Raw genomic sequence first — 17,909 nt, 5'->3', positions numbered from 1 at the left:
CTCACAGCTAGTTTCATTATACCCCCAGTTCTGGCTCTTTTCAAGTGGTTGACAGGGAGATTCTTCCAAGTAAAGGTATTTTTTGAAGTGCAATTTGGGGAAAAATCACGAACTTTTTCAGTCCTTAAAGAAAAATCTGTAGATCCTCGCATATTTTTTCTTGTTTACATCTATTCTCCACATAAAGACTGTCATCGCAAGAATCACTGCCGCCAGCCCTGAGATATAAAACAGATTTGTTTTTCCGCTGGAATAATAAGAAATAAACACATTTCCATCTTCATCTTCCAGATATCGCACCGTATAATACATCTCCTTTTTTTCTCCTGCCAGCTCTGTTTCCAGTTTGAACTTTTTGCCTGCCAGAAGTTCTTCCTGAAATAATTCTTTGTTCAACAGAACATCTTCATAAGCAGCTATATAGATTTCTTTTCCATCCATATAAAAATTTATGTCTTCAGCGTATTGCTCGAGTGGCTCCACATGAATCTGTCCATAAAATTCTGTTTCTTCTCTCGGCGGAAGTATACTGGCGATCCCCATACATGCCATGCACATACCCCAAACGGCAAGCACGACAAGAATGACTGTATGTCTGGATCTTTCCCAAAGTTCCGGCATTCTTTGTCCACAATGATATTTTGTATATTTTCTCTCTGCAACCTTGACGAAACGTTCTTTTCCCTCGGTCGCATCATCAAGCACGATCCTGCCGTTTTTAAAGTAGAGGATGACCTCCTCAAAATTGTTCTGAAAACAGAACCCTTCCAGATCCTGATAATAAAATTTTTTTGTTTTTCTCCGAAAATCTCTGACCATGATTTCTTCATCATCATACGCAATGCAGAAATTTCCGGCATCCAGAATTCCATACAATCCGTATATACCGATTAAAATACCAACGGCGGCCATCGATATTTCTGCCCAGGATAAGTTTTTGACGATCAACACACCTGCTGCGAGAATTCCAATGCATAAAAGAGGAATACAGATCTGCAACTGTATGCGGGCCTTTTTCAGAATTCTTTTTTTCATGTCTGTCTCCTTTCTGCGATTTATCTGTATAAACAAATTATATCATTTGGTGACATTGCCTACAATACACTTCATGATATCAGCTTGCCGCGTCTTTTTACGTATGCTACAATAGGAAAAACCAGATAACTTTTGCCGTGGGCAGAGAGGATTTTATTATGAAAGTAACCGGGATCATTGCGGAGTACAATCCGTTTCATAAAGGACATAAATACCAGATAGATTACTGCAAAAAAAAACTGAATTCAGATTATGTGATCGTCGCCATGAGCGGAGATTATGTACAAAGAGGCACTCCTGCGCTTCTTCCGAAGCATGTACGGGCTGAGATGGCACTTCGATGTGGTGCGGATCTCGTACTTGAGATGCCGGTGTCTGTAAGTACCGCCAGTGCGGAAGCCTTTGCCATGGGCGGCGTTTCCATGCTGGACGGACTGCATATTGTGGACAGTCTCTGTTTCGGAAGTGAGTACGGAGAAGTTTCCGCTCTTATGGAACTGGCAGAAATTCTCGTAGAAGAACCAGAAGAATACCGGCAATTACTGAAGGAATTTCTGAATAACGGACTGTCTTTTCCTTCTGCCAGATGCCAGGCACTGACAGAATATTTCAAAAATCCCCATAATTTTACAGGAGATGATTTTGATGGTGTTCTTACTCCGCTCCTGAATCAGATCGTACAGATTCTGAATTCGCCCAACAACATTCTCGGTATCGAATACTGCAAGGCACTTCTCCGCCTTAAGAGCAATATAAAACCGGTCACCCTGAAACGTCAGGGAATGGGCTATCATGAAACACTTGCAGAGACTGACGGTTCCGACAGATTCTCCCGTACGGATGGCAACACCTTTGCCTCAGCTTCTGCGATCCGCGAATTACTGAAAGCCACACTCACACCAGAAACAATTTCCCGGATTGCCTCACAGGTTCCGGATGAGATTTCATTACTCCTTGCCTCTTCTCTGCAAAGGAATGAATTCCTGACAGAAGATGCCCTGGATCCGCTTCTATCCTATTGTATATTAAAAGAAAATGCAGACAGCTTTTGCAGTTACCTGGATGTCTCCAGGGATCTCGCAGAACGAATCATAAACCGCTCGAATGAACTCAATGGTTTTCTTCAGGCTGCCTCCTTCCTGAAGACAAAAGAACTTACCCAGAGCAGGATCCAGCGGGCACTGCTCCATATCATCCTCGGAATCCGGGAAGTGCCCGCCACCGTTCCTTACGCACGCGTACTTGGTTTTCGCCGGGAAAGCAGCACATTACTGAAGGAGATCAAGGACAGCAGCTCGATTCCACTCATCACCAAGCTTGCTGACGCAAACAGCCTTCTCGATGAATCCGGAAGATCGTTTCTATATGAAACCGTCTTCTCATCCAACCTCTACGAAAAGCTGCTCTGCCGGAAAAATGGCAGAAAGTTCGTTCACGAATACCAGAAACAGCTTGTCATCCTGTAAATACTGACATAAAAAAGACCATCACTGACTTTTGAATCCCGCAAGCATACAGATTTCCTTTATCAGTGATGGTTTTTATTTTTTAGTCTGACAGAAGAATACGGTCATTATCAAGAGCCTTACCTGCTCCTGTCCTGAATTTCTCAAGAAGTGCATCCACAGTCATATTCTTCTTCTCTTCCTCGCCGATGTCCAGCACAATATTACCGGAGTCCATCATCAGGATCCTGTTTCCGAGATCGATCGCAGACTGCATATTGTGAGTGATCATCAGACAGGTGAGCTGATGTTCCTCCACAATACGTTTTGTCAGGTTCAGGACCTTCTCGGCAGTCCCCGGATCAAGCGCTGCTGTATGTTCATCCAGAAGCAGAAGCTTCGGTGGATTCATGGTCGCCATCAGAAGAGTAAGTGCCTGCCGCTGTCCACCGGAAAGAAGTCCTACCGGATGGCTCATACGTTTTTCCAGACCAATATCAAGTTTCTTTAATTCTTCACGAAATCTTTCTTTTTCCTGGCGGGTCGTGTGAGAAAGCCAACCGCCTTTTCCCGCTGCAAGGGCAAGGTTTTCCTCAATCGTCATACCAGGTGCTGTTCCACGCATCGGATCCTGATAAAGACGGCCGATTTCTTTTGCACGCACATGCTGTGGCATAAAAGTAATATCCCTGCCATCCAGTTCGATCACACCTGCATCTGTCATAAAATCACCGCAGATTGCATTAAAAAGGGTCGATTTGCCGGCACCGTTTGAGCCGATGATCGTCGCAAAATCGCCTTTCTTAAGTTCCAGAGAAAGATCCTCGACTGCTTTTTTTTCATTTACCGTTCCCGGGTTAAAAGTTTTTGCGATATGACTGATTTTTAACATGATCATCTGCCTCCTTTTCTGTGTGTCAGTCGACGTCTGATCTGCGGCCACTGCTGCTTAAGATATGGTCCGGAGATTGCAAGAACAACGATGACAGAGGATACCAGCTTCAGCATAAATGCCGGCATATTGAATCGAAGTGCGATGGTGTATACGAGGCGGAAGATAAAGGAACCAAGAACCATTCCCACGGCTCTCACAAAGATCCCGCCACGGCCGAGGAGCGTACCACCGATCAGAAGAGAGGCCAGTGCGATCGTGACCATTCCCTGTCCGATGTTGATATCTACAGATTTTTGCGACTGAGACAGAAGACATCCGGAAAGTGCAGTAAATGCATTTGCCACGCACAGTCCGATGATTGTGGTAAACACCGGGTTAATGGAAGAAGATTTTACCATGTCAGAGTTATTTCCCGTTGCCCGGATTGCAAGGCCAAGCCTTGTTTTGAGGAAAAATACCAGAAATGCAACGACAAGGATCACTGCGATCAGTGCAACAATGATATCCTCTCTTCCCTTCAGTGGTGTGCCGGAGAGTGCCTCCTTCATCATGGAAAATACAGTCACTGTCCGATTCATATTGATGAGAGAAGATCCTCCCATCACTGCAATATTCACGGAATACAAGGCTGTATTTACGATAATTCCGGCAAGCAGACTGTCTACGCCAAGCTTGGTCTGCAGGATCGCAGTTACAAAGCCTGACAGTACACCGGCGAGCATCGCCGCTATCACAGACAGAAACGGATGGCCGCTGACTGCCACGACAGCACCTACGGCTGCTCCAAAAGTAAAGCAGCCGTCAGTGGAAAGATCGCAGACATTCAGCATAGAGTAGCTAAGAAACAGAGCAAGGACAGTCAGAGAACAGATCAGTCCCAGCTTCAGGGCTGTCTCTCCAAGGGAGAGCATGGTTGCAATCGTCACGGTAAATTCCTCCAGTTAGTTCGATTCTATTTTGTAACTGTTCAGTACCCTCACAGTTACTTTATTTTTCTATATCTTCAAAGCTTTCTGCAGTGGTAATCTCATTAACCTGTGTGCAGAGAGGTTCGAATTCTTTTTTGACAGTCTCAAGGTCAAGACCAAGACCCTCACAGGTTTCTGTGTTTACAGTTGCAGTTCCGTTATCAAAGGTTTCAACAGCTGTCTCGGATGGTTTTGCTCCATCTACCAGGATATCTGCGATCATATCCGCCGTCTTCTGTCCAAGATTTGCATAATCTACACCATAGCCTACAAATGCACCGTTCAGTGCGAAGGAGTCTGCTCCTGTATAGTGCGGGATTCCTGCCTCGATGAATTTCTCATAGATAGAAAGCTCTGCTGTCATAATCGTATTGTCTGTAGGTGTGAACACTGCATCCACGCCATCTGCGATCAGTGCTTCTGCCGCAAGCTGAACCTCATCTGTTGTAGTTCCGGTACGTTCAACATATTCGATGCCTTCTTTGTCCAGATAATCCTTTGCTTCCTGGATCGCTGTTGTGGAAGAATCCTGTCCTACGTCATAGAGGAGTCCAATCTTCTTTACATCCGGGTTCTGTGCCTGGATCAGTTTCATGATGGAAGAAGTATCCAGATAATCGCTGGTTCCTGTGATGTTTGCTCCAGGAGCATCCAGAGAATCTACAAGTCCGGAACCGACCGGATCAGATACTGCTGAAAATACAACCGGTGTCTCAGTTCCCTCTGTTGCGGACTGCATACGCATTGCTACCGGTGTAGCCACACCAACCATCAGATCTACGTTGTCAGCCTGAAAATCAGAAATAATCTGTTCCATGACACTGGCATCTGCATTACAGTTATCATAAGACACATCAAAAGTGACACCCTTTTCTTCGCCAAGTTCTTCCAGACGGCTCTGGATATTGTCTACGATCTGATTCAGAGAAGCATCATCCACATAGTTGCAGATACCCACCTTGAAATCATCCGCCATTACCGGTGAAGCCATCATCATACTGGTTGCTACTGCTGCTGCGATTACTAACATTCTTTTTTTCATAGTCTTTTTCCTCTCTCTTTCTACATTTTCTGTGCCATGAGAAAAAAAGAACCGCCTCAAGCTATGCTTGAGACGGTAATAATTTCTTATTATCGCGGTACCACTCAAATTGACGTATCGTCCACTTTCTCATGTACAAACATACACTCCTGATTGGTAACGGGTTCGGTTCCCGTCAGTGCCTACTCTCCAGATACGAATTTCGGACTGCCCTCGGAAGGCCATTCAATCATCCGCTTCATACAGGCTTCCACCATTACCTGCTCTCTGGAATGTTGCCGGATCATTTACTCTTCTTCCTCATCGGTTTTGTTGTTTTATACTTTACCATACGAAACTGTATCTGTCAATCACTTTTTGACTTTTTTGGCGAATTGATCAGTTCTTAAAGCTGTGGATCGGGGCCGGAATACGTCCGCCTCTTTCTACAAACGCATCACAGGAGAACTGGTTGACCGGCATGATCGGTGCATAGCCGAGAAGTCCGCCGAATTCTACAGTTTCACCTACACCCTTGCCGATAACAGGGATCACTCTGACTGCGGTTGTCTTCTGGTTGATCATACCGATCGCAGATTCGTCTGCAATGATTCCGGCGATCGTAGTCGCCTTTGTGTCTCCCGGAATTGCGATCATATCAAGACCTACCGAGCAGACGCAGGTCATTGCTTCCAGCTTCTCAAGTGTCAGTGCACCAAGATTTACCGCATCGATCATTCCCTGATCCTCGCTGACCGGAATAAATGCACCGCTTAAACCACCGACTGCCTGAGCCGCCATAACACCGCCCTTTTTGACCTGATCGTTCAGAAGAGCAAGAGCTGCTGTCGTTCCCGGCGCTCCGACTCTCTCAAGACCAATCTCTTCCAGGATCTCAGCAACACTGTCACCAATCGCCGGTGTCGGTGCCAGAGAAAGGTCAACGATGCCAAACGGTACTCCAAGACGTTTGGATGCCTCCTGTGCCACCAGCTGGCCCACACGTGTTACCTTAAACGCTGTTCTCTTGATCATCTCGCAAAGTGTCTGGAAATCTGCCCCACGTACAGCCTCCAGTGCTGTCTTGACAACGCCAGGACCGCTGACACCAACGTTGATGATACAGTCTGCCTCTGTCACACCGTGGAATGCACCTGCCATAAACGGGTTATCATCCGGTGCATTGCAGAATACAACCAGCTTCGCACATCCAAGGGAATCCTGATCCTTGCTGGCCTCTGCTGTTTCAAGAACGATCTCTCCCATCAGTTTGACCGCATCCATATTGATACCGGTTTTGGTAGAACCGACATTTACAGAACTGCAGACACGTTCCGTAACAGCAAGTGCCTGAGGAATGGAACGGATCAGAAGCTCCTCTGCCGGTGTCATTCCCTTACTTACCAGTGCAGAATATCCACCGATGAAGTTAACGCCAATGGTCTTGGCCGCTTTGTCAAGTGTCTTTGCAACAGAGACAAAATCTTCTGTTGAATGACATGCCACACCGCCTACAAGTGCGATCGGTGTTACGGAAACTCGTTTATTTACAACCGGAATCCCGAATTCTGTTGCAATCTTGTCACCTGTAGCCACAAGATCTTTTGCCTTTGTGGTGATCTTGTCATAAATTTTCTGGTTCATAGTCTCCAGGTCACTGTCAATGCAGTCCAGAAGACTGATGCCCATAGTAATGGTACGCACATCCAGATTTTCCTGTTCGATCATCTTATTTGTTTCATTTACTTCAAATATATTTAACATGTCGGTGCTCCTTTATTAAGGTTTATCGTAACTGTTCAGTCCCCTCACAGTTACGGTTTATCAGTTTTTATTTTAGATTCTGTGCATTACATTGAAAATATCTTCATGCTGGCAGCGGATCACTACACCGATCTTGTCACCGATTTCAGAAAGATCCTTTGAAATAGTTGCAGCGTCTTTTTCGGAAGCGCTGGTATCTGTGATCATCATCATGTTGAAATATCCCTGTACGATAGTCTGAGAAATATCCAGGATATTCACATTGTTGTCTGCAAGATAGGTACATACCTTTGCAATGATTCCCACGGTATCATTTCCTACTACTGTAATGATTGTTTTTTTCATAACTGTCTCCCTTTCTCTTATACGGTAACTGCCTCAGAAGCAAAATCCCTGTGCGCTACCTGAATTCTGAAATCTTTTGATTTGTAAGGGTTGTCTCCCATTGTTACCTCTGAACATACGGTTTCGTAAGCAAGTTCTTCATAATTGTTTTCCCTGCTTAAATGTCCAAGAAAAATCGCTTTCATATTATCGTGAAGAAGACGGCACAGAAGCCTGCCCGCATTTTCATTGGACAGATGCCCCTTCTCTCCAAGAATCCTCTGTTTCAGATAATAAGGATATTTCCCAACCTGAAGCATCCGGATATCATGGTTTGCTTCCAGAAGGAGTGCATCCAGATTCTGAAGATTTTCGACAATATATTCATTATAATTACCAAGGTCCGTCGCAATACCAACGGAACTTTCTCCACATTCCACGCGATAACCAACCGGCTGTGCCGCGTCATGAGGAATGGTAAAAGGATTGATGGTCAGATCCTTAACTGCGAAAGGCTCGTCCTCTCTGATTTCATAAAAAATCCCCTCCGGAAGTTTCCCAAGGGATCCGCTCTTGACCATCGCGTCTATCGTACCCTCCGTTGCATAAACCGGAATCCCGTATTTGCGTGCGATCACGCCCAGTCCCCTGATATGATCTGAGTGCTCATGCGTGATCAGGATTCCGTCCAGATCACGGCCTGTAAGATCGATGCTGTTGAGTCCTGCCTCCATCTTCTTTCCGCTGATGCCGATATCCACCAGCATATGCGCCTGCTCAGATCCTATGTAAATGCAATTCCCGCTGCTGCCGCTTGCAATACTGCAAAATCTCATAATGCCCTGATCCCTTCTTCGATCTGACTCCATGTTTCCTTCAGATCTCCGTTATTTTGTATGATATAATCTGCATGTTCCCGGAAAAATTCCTCTGTTGCCTGACGTGCAATGATGTTTCCGGCCTTTTCTCTTGTGTAGCCCCGGCTGTTCATCAGACGTTCGATCCGGATTTCCCGGTCTGTATGAATATACCACACTTTGTCACAGAATGCATCATAATGATCTTCCAGAAGAAGGGCAGCCTCCACTACCATAAGAGGGCAGCCTGCTCTTTGCTGTACCTCAATCTCATCCAGAATATACCTCTTTACAGCCGGATGAATAATATCATCCAGCTTCTGCCGCATTTCTTCATGGGCAAATACTACATCAGAAACTATCTTCCGGTCAATGGTTTTATCGTTTTTTATGATTTTTTTTCCGAACAATGCGATAACCTGATCATAACAGATACCGTCCGGTTCCATGACCAGATGACCGATTTTGTCTGCCTGCAGCACACAGGCGTTGAATTCTTTCTCCAGATAATCGAGGACGGTGCTCTTACCGGCACCGACCCCTCCTGTAATTCCTATAATCTTCATTTATTTTGCCTCATACCAGTTTTCGCCCTGGTGCATGTCAATCTCAAGCTCCACGGACAGATGTGCGGCACCTTTCATTTCTTCTTCCAGAATCTTTGACACAATGTCAATTTCTTCTTTTTTGGTTTCGATCAGGAGCTCATCGTGCACCTGAAGGACAAGCCTTGACTTTAATCCTTCCTGTTTCATTCTTTCGTATACACGGTTCATCGCAATCTTGATAATGTCTGCCGCACTTCCCTGGATCGGTGAGTTCATCGCCACCCTCTCTCCGAAGGAACGCTGCATGAAATTGCTGGATTTAAGTTCCGGTACCGGACGGCGGCGTCCGAGCATTGTCGATACATAGCCTTTTTCTTTCGCTGTTTTTACAAGTTCATCGAGAAATCCCTTAATCTTGGGATAGGTCTCAAAATATTTCTCGATATAGGCTGCTGCCTCTTTGCGGGTAATACTTAAATCCTGACTTAAGCCAAAAGAACTGATGCCGTATACAATTCCAAAGTTGACTGCCTTGGCATTTCTTCGCTGAAGCGGTGTGACCTCATCAAACGGCACATGAAAAACCTGAGAAGCCGTCAGTCGATGGATGTCCTGTGCCTCCCGATATGCCTGGATCAGTTTCTCATCTCCAGACATATGTGCAAGGACTCTCAGCTCAATCTGAGAATAATCCGCATCCAGGAACACGAATCCGTCTTCCGGCACAAAAACCTTACGGATCAGTCTTCCAAGTTCCATCCTGACCGGAATATTCTGAAGATTCGGTTCTGTACTGCTGATCCGTCCGGTCGCCGTGATCGTCTGATTAAAGGTAGAATGAATTCTTCCGTCTGCTTCGATCACAGCACTCAGTCCATCTGCATAGGTAGATTTAAGCTTGGCAAGCTGGCGGTATTCCAGGATATTCTTGATGATCTCATGCTCCGGCGCAAGCTTCTCCAGAATGTCTGCCGCTGTAGAGTAGCCTGTCTTTGTCTTCTTGCCGCCCGGGATCTCCATCTTTTCAAACAGGATCACACCCAGTTGCTTCGGGGAATTAATATTGAATTCTTCACCGGCCTGTTCCCAGATCAGCTTTTCCAGTTCATGAATACGGATACTCAGTTTCTCACCGTAATTCTTCAGTTCCTCGCCTCTGACACAGATTCCCCATTTCTCCATGGAATCCAGTGTGAATACCAGCGGAAGCTCGATTTCTGTATAAACCTTCCACATTTCTGTCTCATGAAGAGCTTTTTCGATCGGCGCTCTGGACGCAAGGACAGTGTACGCTACATAACAGGCATAGCTTCCCAGGCTGTCCAGAGATTTCTCCCAGGCTGTCCGGAAGGTTTCTTTGCCCAAAAGGTCTTCACGAGTCGGAAGTAATTTTCCGTCCAGATATTCCTTTGCCACATCATCAAAGGTATAGGAGGATTTCAACGGATTCAGAAGATACACTCCAATCCCCACATCAAATAACTTCGAGGCTTCTGTAAGCTTCACATGCTTAAGAACACTCTTGACATCCATACAGCACAGTATTGTCGTCTTTGAAAGTTTCTCTAACTTACCGCAGAGATACTCTCCTGTCACAAGTCCCTCCACCGGGATATGGTAGACCTCATTTTCCTCCAGTGCGATTCCAACTCCATAGACATTCTCTTTGTCACAGAGCAGTTCTATGCCTGCACAGACTTTGGATGCTGCTTTCTGAAAAAGTGCCTCGGCTCCGGCCAGATCTTCACAGGTAAAAAAATCATCCGCCATGGTCTGCTCCGGCACACTTGTCACGTCAAAACGTCCCAGAAGATTCTTGAATTCCAGACGTTTACAGAGTTCGTAAGCTTCCGGGGTATAGAGATTTCTGATCCGTGCCTCCTCATAGGAGAACTCGATCGGACTCTGTGTATTGATCGTTGCCAGAGATTTACTTAAAACTGCCAGATCATAATGCTCACGAAGAGATTCTCTTGCCTTATTTGGTTTCACTTCTTCAAGATGTTCATGGGCATTCTCAATAGAACCATACTGTACGATCAATTTGGTGGCAGTCTTCTCTCCTACCCCCGGAATTCCCGGGATATTATCTGCGGAATCCCCCATCAGAGCTTTCAATTCAATGATCTGAGGCGGTGTAACCTGATATTTCTCCAGAACCTGCTCTGCATGAAAATTCTCAATCGTCGTTTTGCCACGGGATGTCTTGGGAAGGCGGATCATGATCCTGTCTGTCGCAAGCTGGAGAAGATCTCTGTCTCCTGAAAGGATTGTGACCTCCATGCCCTGTTTTTCACTTCGAAATGCCAGCGTACCAAGAAGGTCATCCGCTTCATAACCTGCCATGGAAACTGTCTTCACGCCCATAGAGGTGAGGACTTCTCGGATCAACGGTACCTGCTCCCGAAGTTCCACAGGCATTGGCTTTCTTGTTCCCTTATATGCTTCATACATCTTGTGCCGGAAAGTCGGCTCATGAAGATCAAATGCGACAGTCAGATACTCCGGCTTCTCCTCCTCAAGGATACGAAAAAGAATATTCAAAAACCCATAAACCGCGCCTGTATGTTTCCCCTCTGAGTTTGTCAGATCCGGAAGTCCGTAAAAAGCACGGTTCAGTATGCTGTGTCCATCTATCAACAATATTTTTTCACTCAAGTTTCCTGTCCTCCTGTTATATATCCAGTTAACTGAAGATAACCAAAATCGCAAATACACACAAGGCTATGGCAGCACACACGCATAAAAGCCCTGTCACAAAATACATAACCCGCTTCTGATGGATGTTCCTCCTGGTTCTACGGATCTCCTGCTCAAGAAGCTTCTTAAAATCAAGAACCTTTCCATCTTTATCCTCATCCAGCTGCTGCATTGCCTCATGAACAATAAAATAAGTCTCCAGTTCGTCATAACAGGAGGGACAATGTTCTATATGATCCAGGAATCCCTCAAGTTCATTCATAGACAGGCTGTGGTCAATAAAACGTGTAACCATGCTCTCTGCTGTCCTGCAATCCATTTCCGTCACTGGCTGCCACCTCCTGTTTCTGTTCTGTACCACTGATTTTGTTTCGGATTTTATTCTGTCACTGTAGTATAGCATAAAAAAAGACAGTTCTCAATGAAATTTACCGGAACTGTCTTTTGGTGTGAACTCAAATGTTTTTATTCTTTTGCAAGGCTGACTTCCTGAGTGTCTGACGGAGTCTCGAGAATCTTCATAAACTCTTCTCCTGTAATGGTTTCATGTTCATAAAGATATTTTGCCAGTTCATGAAGCTTACCTATGTTGTCCTTAAGGATCTGAAGCGCCTTCTCATGCTGGGTACGTACAAGCTCTACCACTTTTTTATCGAGCAGTGTCTGCGTTTCAAAGGAGCAGGCAAGACTGCTGTCTCCTCCCAGATACTGATTGCTGACACTTTCCATCGCAACCATGTCAAAATCCTCACTCATGCCATAGCGTGAGATCATTGCTCTGGCGATTTTGGTTGCCTGTTCAATATCATTGGATGCACCTGTGGTAATAGAATGGAAGATCAGTTCCTCTGCCGCACGTCCACCGGTAAAGGTAGCGATCTTGTTTTCCAGTTCTTCCTTGGACATAAGGAAATGTTCCTTCTCATCTACCTGCATGGTATATCCAAGTGCTCCTGAAGTACGCGGAATGATCGTGATCTTGTGTACCGGTGCGGATTCTGTCTGCTTCGCCGCAACCAGCGCATGTCCGATCTCATGGTAGGAAACGATCAGCTTCTCCTTATTGGAAAGAACACGGTTCTTTTTCTGATAACCGGCAATTACAACTTCAATGCTCTCTTCAAAATCTGCCTGGGTCGCAAATTTACGTCCATCACGAACCGCTCTCAGTGCCGCCTCATTGACAATGTTGGCAAGCTCTGCACCGGAAGCTCCGGCAGCAGCCTTGGCAATCTCATCAAATCGTACCGTATCTGCAATCTTGATCTTCTTCGCATGAACCTTGAGGATTTCCTCACGTCCCAGAAGATCAGGAAGTTCTACCGGAATTCTTCTGTCAAAACGACCCGGACGGAGAAGTGCCGGATCAAGAGAATCCGGACGGTTTGTCGCTGCAAGGATCACGACACCCTTGGATCCGTCAAAGCCATCCATCTCTGTCAAAAGCTGGTTCAGTGTCTGTTCACGCTCATCATTACCACCTGTAAATCCTGCACCGTCACGCTTCTTACCAATCGTATCAATCTCATCGATAAAGACAATACACGGTGCCTTCTCATTGGCCTGCTTAAAAAGATCACGGACCTTGGCCGCACCCATACCAACAAACATCTCTACAAATTCAGATCCTGAAATGGAGAAGAACGGTACCTCAGCCTCACCTGCTACTGCCTTGGCAAGAAGAGTTTTACCTGTTCCAGGAGGGCCTACAAGAAGAGCTCCCTTCGGCATAGATGCTCCGATCTCCGTGTATTTCTGCGGATTGTGGAGATAGTCAACGATTTCTGTCAGAAGTTCCTTGGCCTCATCTTCCCCTGCCACATCAGAAAATTTAATTCCTGTGGATGATTTGACATAAACCTTGGCATTGCTCTTTCCAAAGGACATTGCTCCTCCGGGACCACCACCCATAGATGACATCATTTTCTTGCTCAGCCAGCGTCCAATAAAGATAAAAATCACGATTGGTACAACATAGCTAAGGATAATCGTCATAAAAATTGACGGGCTTTCCGGAAGGACCTCATCCATTGTTACCCCTGCGTCAAGCAGACGGTTCACAAGATCAGGATCATCCATCTTAACAGTCTTGCAGAGAACGCTGTCACCGGAAGCTTCTGTCCCTGTTTCATAATAAATGTAATTCTCTTCCACAGTGGCCTTGGTGACATTCCCCTTCTCCACATTCTTTATAAATGTAGAATAATCTGTCTTCTGTATGCTTCTTTCCTGCACTGCTGGAACTACAAGCATGTTCAGAAGAATGATAACGATACCTGCAATGATGTAATAGACATACATTGGGATCTTTTCTGGTTTCTTACTGCCAAACTTCATTTAACTTCTGTCCTCCATATCTTCGAAAGCATCCGGTATCTTCAGTATTCCCGTATTCCTTCGAAATCATTTATGTCATGTACCATACCATTTTTTTCACAGTTATTCAATGTTCATTGTATGAAAAATTATAAACTTTTCATAAAACATTTTTCGACAGAAATCCTGGAAGTAAAACAATTACTCCCATGCATTCCGTGATTCTCCGAGAATTTTCACAAAAAGAAAAAGCCCTGAAAAAACTCAGGACTTTTGAGGTGCCGCTGGCCGGACTCGAACCGGCACGGTTTCCCGCTTGATTTTGAGTCAAGTGCGTCTGCCAATTCCGCCACAGCGGCACATGAACCGAAAATTATATTATCATAATTTCCGGTTCTTAGCAAGTGTTTTTTAATTATTTGTACAATTTATCTTCGTCCTGCAAAAGCTTCTCATAAATCGGGAAGCTGTCGAAGGTCGCAAAATAATCTCTTGGGGTTTCTGCTCTTCGGATCATCTCAAAGCTACCGTCCTCATGCAGAAGAATCTCTGCTGATTTAAGTTTACCATTGTAGTTGTAGCCCATAGCAAATCCATGTGCTCCTGTGTCATGGATCACAAGCAGATCTCCCATCTCAATCTCCGGAAGATAGCGGTCAATTGCAAATTTATCGTTATTTTCACAAAGAGATCCTGTAATATCATAAAGATGATCACACGGCTTGTCTTCTTTACCCATGACAGTGATGTGATGATAAGCACCATACATAGCCGGCCGCATCAGGTTTACCGCACACGCATCTACCCCTACGTATTCTTTGTGTGTATGTTTTTCGTGGATTGCCTTTGTTACCAGGCAGCCATATGGTCCCATCATAAATCGTCCAAGCTCTGTGTAGATGGCAACATCACCCATTCCTGCCGGAACAAGAACTTCCTCATATACCTTGCGGACTCCTTCTCCGATCACACGGATATCATTCGGAGTCTGATCCGGTCTGTATGGAATACCAATTCCTCCAGAAAGATTAATAAATGCAACCTTTGCCCCTGTCTCTTTCTGAAGCTTCACTGCCAGTTCAAACATTACCTTCGCAAGCATCGGATAATATTCATTTGTGACAGTATTGCTTGCCAGGAATGCATGAATACCAAACTTCTCTGCTCCTTTGGATTTGAGGATACGGAAGGCTTCAAAAATCTGCTCTGTTGTCATTCCGTATTTTGCATCCCCGGGATTGTCCATAATATCATTGCTGATCTTGAACACACCACCCGGATTATAACGGCAGCTGATGGTTTTTGGAATTTTTCCCACTGCACGCTCTACCGCCTCGATATGTGTGATGTCGTCAAGATTGATGATTCCACCGATCTCATCTGCATAGCGGAATTCCTCTTCCGGAGTATCGTTGGAAGAGAACATAATATCGCCTTTTTTACAGCCGATTGCCTTGGAAAGCATCAGTTCTGTCATGGAAGAACAGTCACAGCCGCAGCCATACTCCTGAAGAATCTGAATCAGATACGGATTCGGGGTTGCTTTTACGGCAAAAAATTCTTTAAATCCTTTGTTCCATGCGAATGCTTCCTTTAAGGCCTTTGCATTTTCACGGATTCCCTTTTCATCGTAGAGATGAAATGGTGTCGGATACTGTGCTGAAATTTCTTTCAGCTTGTCTAAGGTTACAAACGGCTTTTTTTTCATAATGTATCTCTCCTCGTTTGGTTTATTTCTTCCTGTTCACAGCCATACGTTCACTTTACATGCTCATGCGTAAACAGATGATCCTGACAATATTCATAATTTCCATTGCATTTGGAACAGAATCTGAATTCCAGATTCGGATCGTCCTGCTCTGTTCTGCCGCAGATTGCACACTTATGTTTGGTGAGCCCGCCTGTCGCCGGATTGACCCTGCTCTGTGCCACTGCCTTCTTGAATTCTCTCCTTCTGTGCACCTCTTTCGGATTATAACGATGCATATTTCTTGTGCTGAAGAAAAACAGCACAAAGTTCAGAAGTGAGGCAACAATCGGCACTGCCATCACCCAGAGTCCGGCTCTTATATAAGTGATCATATTATAAAGAACGATCACTCCGTAAACAATCGCCATCCACTTCATCTTGATCGGAATCACAAACCACAGAAGGATCTGCATGTCCGGACATGACATCGCATAGGCAAGGAATACAGACAGACTGACATAATAAGTCGTAAACACTCCACCGCCGATTGCATAGCTCATTCCTCCGATCACAACATAACCACCTGTTATGAAATAAGTCAGAAAAGCTGCAATCAGTACAAAGAACAGTCCTGAAAAAATATACAATGTATATCGGAAAGTTCCCCAGGTACGTTCCAGTGAAGTTCCTATCGGATAATAAAAAAACAAAATAGAAATTACAAACAGCAGGAAATTCCCTGTGCTGGGCGGGTAGATCACCCATGTCACCAGTCTCCATATCTGTCCATGGAGGATTTTTGCCACATCAAGACTCATCATTGCCATCAGGCTCGGGTTCAGATAAGTCAGAAAATATCCCACTACATAACAGATGATGATATACATCGTCAGATTCTGAACCCCGAATCGTCCAAACTTACGTTCCAGTTTATCAATCCAATTCATAAAATCACTTTCTCCTTTTCGGTCAGTATACTACTTGGAAAGACTAAAAATATTTCTTTTTTGCCAGAAAGATCGCTGCTACGATACTTGCCGCGATCGAGATCACGATTACGATCAGAAATCCCCATGATGTCTTGGAAAATGGCATGCCGACAGCACTTAAGTTCATTCCGTAAGCACTGAATATGATTGTCGGGATACTCATAACGATCGTGATCACAGACAGGATCTTCATTACATCATTCAGGTTATTGGAAATAACTGATGCAAACGCATCCATCATGTTGGCAAGGATACCGCTGTAGATATTTGCCATCTCGATCGCCTGCGTGTTCTCAATAATAACATCCTCAAGAAGTTCCGTATCTTCCGGGTATTTCTTGATGCTTTCGATCTTGATCAGTTTCTCCAGAACCGCCTCATTGGAACGCAGAGATGTCGTAAAGTAAACCAGTGATTTCTCCAGTTCCAGAAGCTCGATCAGCTCCTTGTTTCGCGGTGAAAAATGGAGTTTCTCCTCCACCTGTTCACTCTTTTTGTCAATGATACGCAGATAACGAAGATACATGCTTGCATTTCGATACAAAATCTGCAGGATAAAACGTGTCTTCATATAAGTAAAGAAATTGCGGACACGCCCCTCCATAAACCTTGTCAGTACCTGTGTATCTTCCAGGCAGATCGTAAAGATCATCTTGTCCGTGACAATGATACCAAGCGGAATAGTACCATACCAGTCCTTATCATTACGCTCCTCTATCATCGGGACATCTACCAGGATCAGTGTATAAGTATCCTCGACTTCGATACGGGAACGTTCTTCCTCATCCAAAGGAGCTCGCAGATCGTCGACCTCTATCTGGAACTGTTCTGATATTTCAAAAATCTCTGTTGCTGTAGGATTGGTCAATGCAATCCAGCAGCCGTCCTGTGGTTCCTGAATCTCATGAATGGCTCCATCTGATGTTCGAAACATTCTAACCACGATTCCACTCCCCTTCCACTCATATTACACATGTCCCAGAGTTCCATGTGTCTGTACAGCCGTTTTCTTCCTGTTCCCCTTTACTCTTTCTCAGTTACCAGCTCCGAACCGCTGCACAGCTTACATTATAAATTGTGCATGGTTCTTTGTCAATTCCAACAGTTTTGATTTACCCAAAATTAACATACGCCTGTGAACTACTCGGCAACAAGTTACCAGAGCATCTGAAGTCTGGCGGGATACCGCCTTTTTTCAGGGTGCGTCCATGACACCAATACTGCTTGCCTTTCGGCTATACAGCTACTTTTATTATTTCTGGATTTTTTAGTCTGGTTACGGACAATTCTTTCTGCTTCCCGGATACGGAAAGATATTTCCGCAGGATATTAAACGCACCTACTGCATCTGCGTTAA

Annotated in this window: 15 protein-coding genes, 1 tRNA gene and 1 other annotated feature; of the genes, 1 reads left to right on the top strand and 15 read right to left on the bottom strand. The window is 44.9% G+C overall.

The features are described from left to right. Positions 1 to 117: 117 nt before the first annotated feature. Positions 118 to 1,035, bottom strand: a complete 918-nt coding sequence (locus LIR34_RS11100) for a hypothetical protein (protein ID WP_022215452.1) — start codon at positions 1,033 to 1,035, stop codon at positions 118 to 120. Between the two features lie 158 nt (positions 1,036 to 1,193). Between LIR34_RS11100 and LIR34_RS11095 the strand changes: the two genes are divergently transcribed. Next, positions 1,194 to 2,501, top strand: a complete 1,308-nt coding sequence (locus LIR34_RS11095) for a tRNA(Met) cytidine acetate ligase (RefSeq protein ID WP_173902795.1) — start codon at positions 1,194 to 1,196, stop codon at positions 2,499 to 2,501. A gap of 82 nt (positions 2,502 to 2,583) precedes the next feature. Here the strand turns inward: LIR34_RS11095 and LIR34_RS11090 are convergent, their stop codons facing one another. The 14 genes from LIR34_RS11090 to LIR34_RS11025 all read right to left on the bottom strand — a co-directional run bounded on the left by LIR34_RS11090 (position 2,584) and on the right by LIR34_RS11025 (position 17,495). Beyond that, positions 2,584 to 3,372 carry an ABC transporter ATP-binding protein gene (locus tag LIR34_RS11090; RefSeq protein ID WP_173902796.1) on the bottom strand — a complete coding sequence of 263 codons (789 nt, stop codon included), beginning with the start codon at positions 3,370 to 3,372 and terminating at the stop codon, positions 2,584 to 2,586. 2 nt (positions 3,373 to 3,374) lie between these two features. Continuing rightward, entirely contained in the window at positions 3,375 to 4,286 is a 912-nt protein-coding gene (locus LIR34_RS11085) for an ABC transporter permease (RefSeq protein ID WP_173902806.1), read from the bottom strand. Between the two features lie 76 nt (positions 4,287 to 4,362). Then, positions 4,363 to 5,385, bottom strand: a complete 1,023-nt coding sequence (locus tag LIR34_RS11080) for an ABC transporter substrate-binding protein (RefSeq protein WP_161286074.1) — start codon at positions 5,383 to 5,385, stop codon at positions 4,363 to 4,365. A gap of 65 nt (positions 5,386 to 5,450) precedes the next feature. Then, positions 5,451 to 5,698 (bottom strand) — a binding site (T-box leader). A 65-nt stretch (positions 5,699 to 5,763) separates the two neighbouring features. Next, positions 5,764 to 7,128, bottom strand: coding sequence for a PFL family protein (locus tag LIR34_RS11075; protein WP_161286075.1), 1,365 nt, complete (start codon positions 7,126 to 7,128; stop codon positions 5,764 to 5,766). Positions 7,129 to 7,200: 72 nt separating this feature from the next. Then, a complete protein-coding gene (locus LIR34_RS11070) occupies positions 7,201 to 7,473 on the bottom strand; it encodes an ACT domain-containing protein (protein ID WP_173902797.1) in 273 nt (90 codons plus the stop codon). A 17-nt stretch (positions 7,474 to 7,490) separates the two neighbouring features. After that, a complete protein-coding gene (locus tag LIR34_RS11065; protein WP_173902798.1) occupies positions 7,491 to 8,288 on the bottom strand; it encodes an MBL fold metallo-hydrolase in 798 nt (265 codons plus the stop codon). Beyond that, a complete protein-coding gene (coaE, locus tag LIR34_RS11060; RefSeq protein ID WP_173902799.1) occupies positions 8,285 to 8,875 on the bottom strand; it encodes a dephospho-CoA kinase in 591 nt (196 codons plus the stop codon). The genes LIR34_RS11065 and coaE overlap by 4 nt, the downstream gene beginning before the upstream one ends. After that, positions 8,876 to 11,515 carry a DNA polymerase I gene (gene polA, locus LIR34_RS11055; protein ID WP_173902800.1) on the bottom strand — a complete coding sequence of 880 codons (2,640 nt, stop codon included), beginning with the start codon at positions 11,513 to 11,515 and terminating at the stop codon, positions 8,876 to 8,878. Between the two features lie 28 nt (positions 11,516 to 11,543). Next, positions 11,544 to 11,876, bottom strand: a complete 333-nt coding sequence (locus LIR34_RS11050) for an anti-sigma factor family protein (protein ID WP_161286083.1) — start codon at positions 11,874 to 11,876, stop codon at positions 11,544 to 11,546. Positions 11,877 to 12,022: 146 nt separating this feature from the next. After that, the gene (gene ftsH / locus LIR34_RS11045; protein ID WP_173902801.1) at positions 12,023 to 13,894 is read right to left on the bottom strand and encodes an ATP-dependent zinc metalloprotease FtsH; all 1,872 of its coding nucleotides are present in this window, start codon (positions 13,892 to 13,894) and stop codon (positions 12,023 to 12,025) included. A gap of 258 nt (positions 13,895 to 14,152) precedes the next feature. After that, positions 14,153 to 14,232 (bottom strand) — tRNA-Leu (locus LIR34_RS11040). 56 nt (positions 14,233 to 14,288) lie between these two features. After that, a complete protein-coding gene (locus LIR34_RS11035; protein ID WP_161284487.1) occupies positions 14,289 to 15,581 on the bottom strand; it encodes a diaminopimelate decarboxylase family protein in 1,293 nt (430 codons plus the stop codon). Between the two features lie 50 nt (positions 15,582 to 15,631). Then, complete coding sequence (locus LIR34_RS11030) at positions 15,632 to 16,510, bottom strand: hypothetical protein (protein ID WP_173902802.1); 879 nt, start codon at positions 16,508 to 16,510, stop codon at positions 15,632 to 15,634. A 43-nt stretch (positions 16,511 to 16,553) separates the two neighbouring features. After that, positions 16,554 to 17,495 (bottom strand): magnesium transporter CorA family protein, encoded by a 942-nt coding sequence (locus LIR34_RS11025; protein WP_173902803.1) that lies wholly within the window; start codon positions 17,493 to 17,495, stop codon positions 16,554 to 16,556. Between the last annotated feature and the right edge of the window lie 414 nt (positions 17,496 to 17,909).

It is taken from the genome of Blautia sp. MSK17_66 (assembly GCF_020538025.1).
Classification (GTDB): Bacteria; Bacillota; Clostridia; order Lachnospirales; family Lachnospiraceae; genus Blautia_A.
This window is presented reverse-complemented; position numbering and strand designations above follow the sequence as displayed.

Bases quoted from the DNA above. Each gene is read 5' to 3' on its own strand.
- LIR34_RS11030 (WP_173902802.1), bottom strand. From the start codon at position 16,510: ATGAATTGGATTGATAAACTGGAACGTAAGTTTGGACGATTCGGGGTT.
- LIR34_RS11075 (WP_161286075.1), bottom strand. From the start codon at position 7,128: ATGTTAAATATATTTGAAGTAAATGAAACAAATAAGATGATCGAACAG.
- LIR34_RS11090 (WP_173902796.1), bottom strand. From the start codon at position 3,372: ATGTTAAAAATCAGTCATATCGCAAAAACTTTTAACCCGGGAACGGTA.
- LIR34_RS11070 (WP_173902797.1), bottom strand. From the start codon at position 7,473: ATGAAAAAAACAATCATTACAGTAGTAGGAAATGATACCGTGGGAATC.
- LIR34_RS11050 (WP_161286083.1), bottom strand. From the start codon at position 11,876: ATGGATTGCAGGACAGCAGAGAGCATGGTTACACGTTTTATTGACCAC.
- LIR34_RS11065 (WP_173902798.1), bottom strand. From the start codon at position 8,288: ATGAGATTTTGCAGTATTGCAAGCGGCAGCAGCGGGAATTGCATTTAC.
- LIR34_RS11035 (WP_161284487.1), bottom strand. From the start codon at position 15,581: ATGAAAAAAAAGCCGTTTGTAACCTTAGACAAGCTGAAAGAAATTTCA.
- coaE (WP_173902799.1), bottom strand. From the start codon at position 8,875: ATGAAGATTATAGGAATTACAGGAGGGGTCGGTGCCGGTAAGAGCACC.
- LIR34_RS11100 (WP_022215452.1), bottom strand. From the start codon at position 1,035: ATGAAAAAAAGAATTCTGAAAAAGGCCCGCATACAGTTGCAGATCTGT.
- LIR34_RS11095 (WP_173902795.1), top strand. From the start codon at position 1,194: ATGAAAGTAACCGGGATCATTGCGGAGTACAATCCGTTTCATAAAGGA.
- ftsH (WP_173902801.1), bottom strand. From the start codon at position 13,894: ATGAAGTTTGGCAGTAAGAAACCAGAAAAGATCCCAATGTATGTCTAT.
- LIR34_RS11080 (WP_161286074.1), bottom strand. From the start codon at position 5,385: ATGAAAAAAAGAATGTTAGTAATCGCAGCAGCAGTAGCAACCAGTATG.
- LIR34_RS11085 (WP_173902806.1), bottom strand. From the start codon at position 4,286: ATGCTCTCCCTTGGAGAGACAGCCCTGAAGCTGGGACTGATCTGTTCT.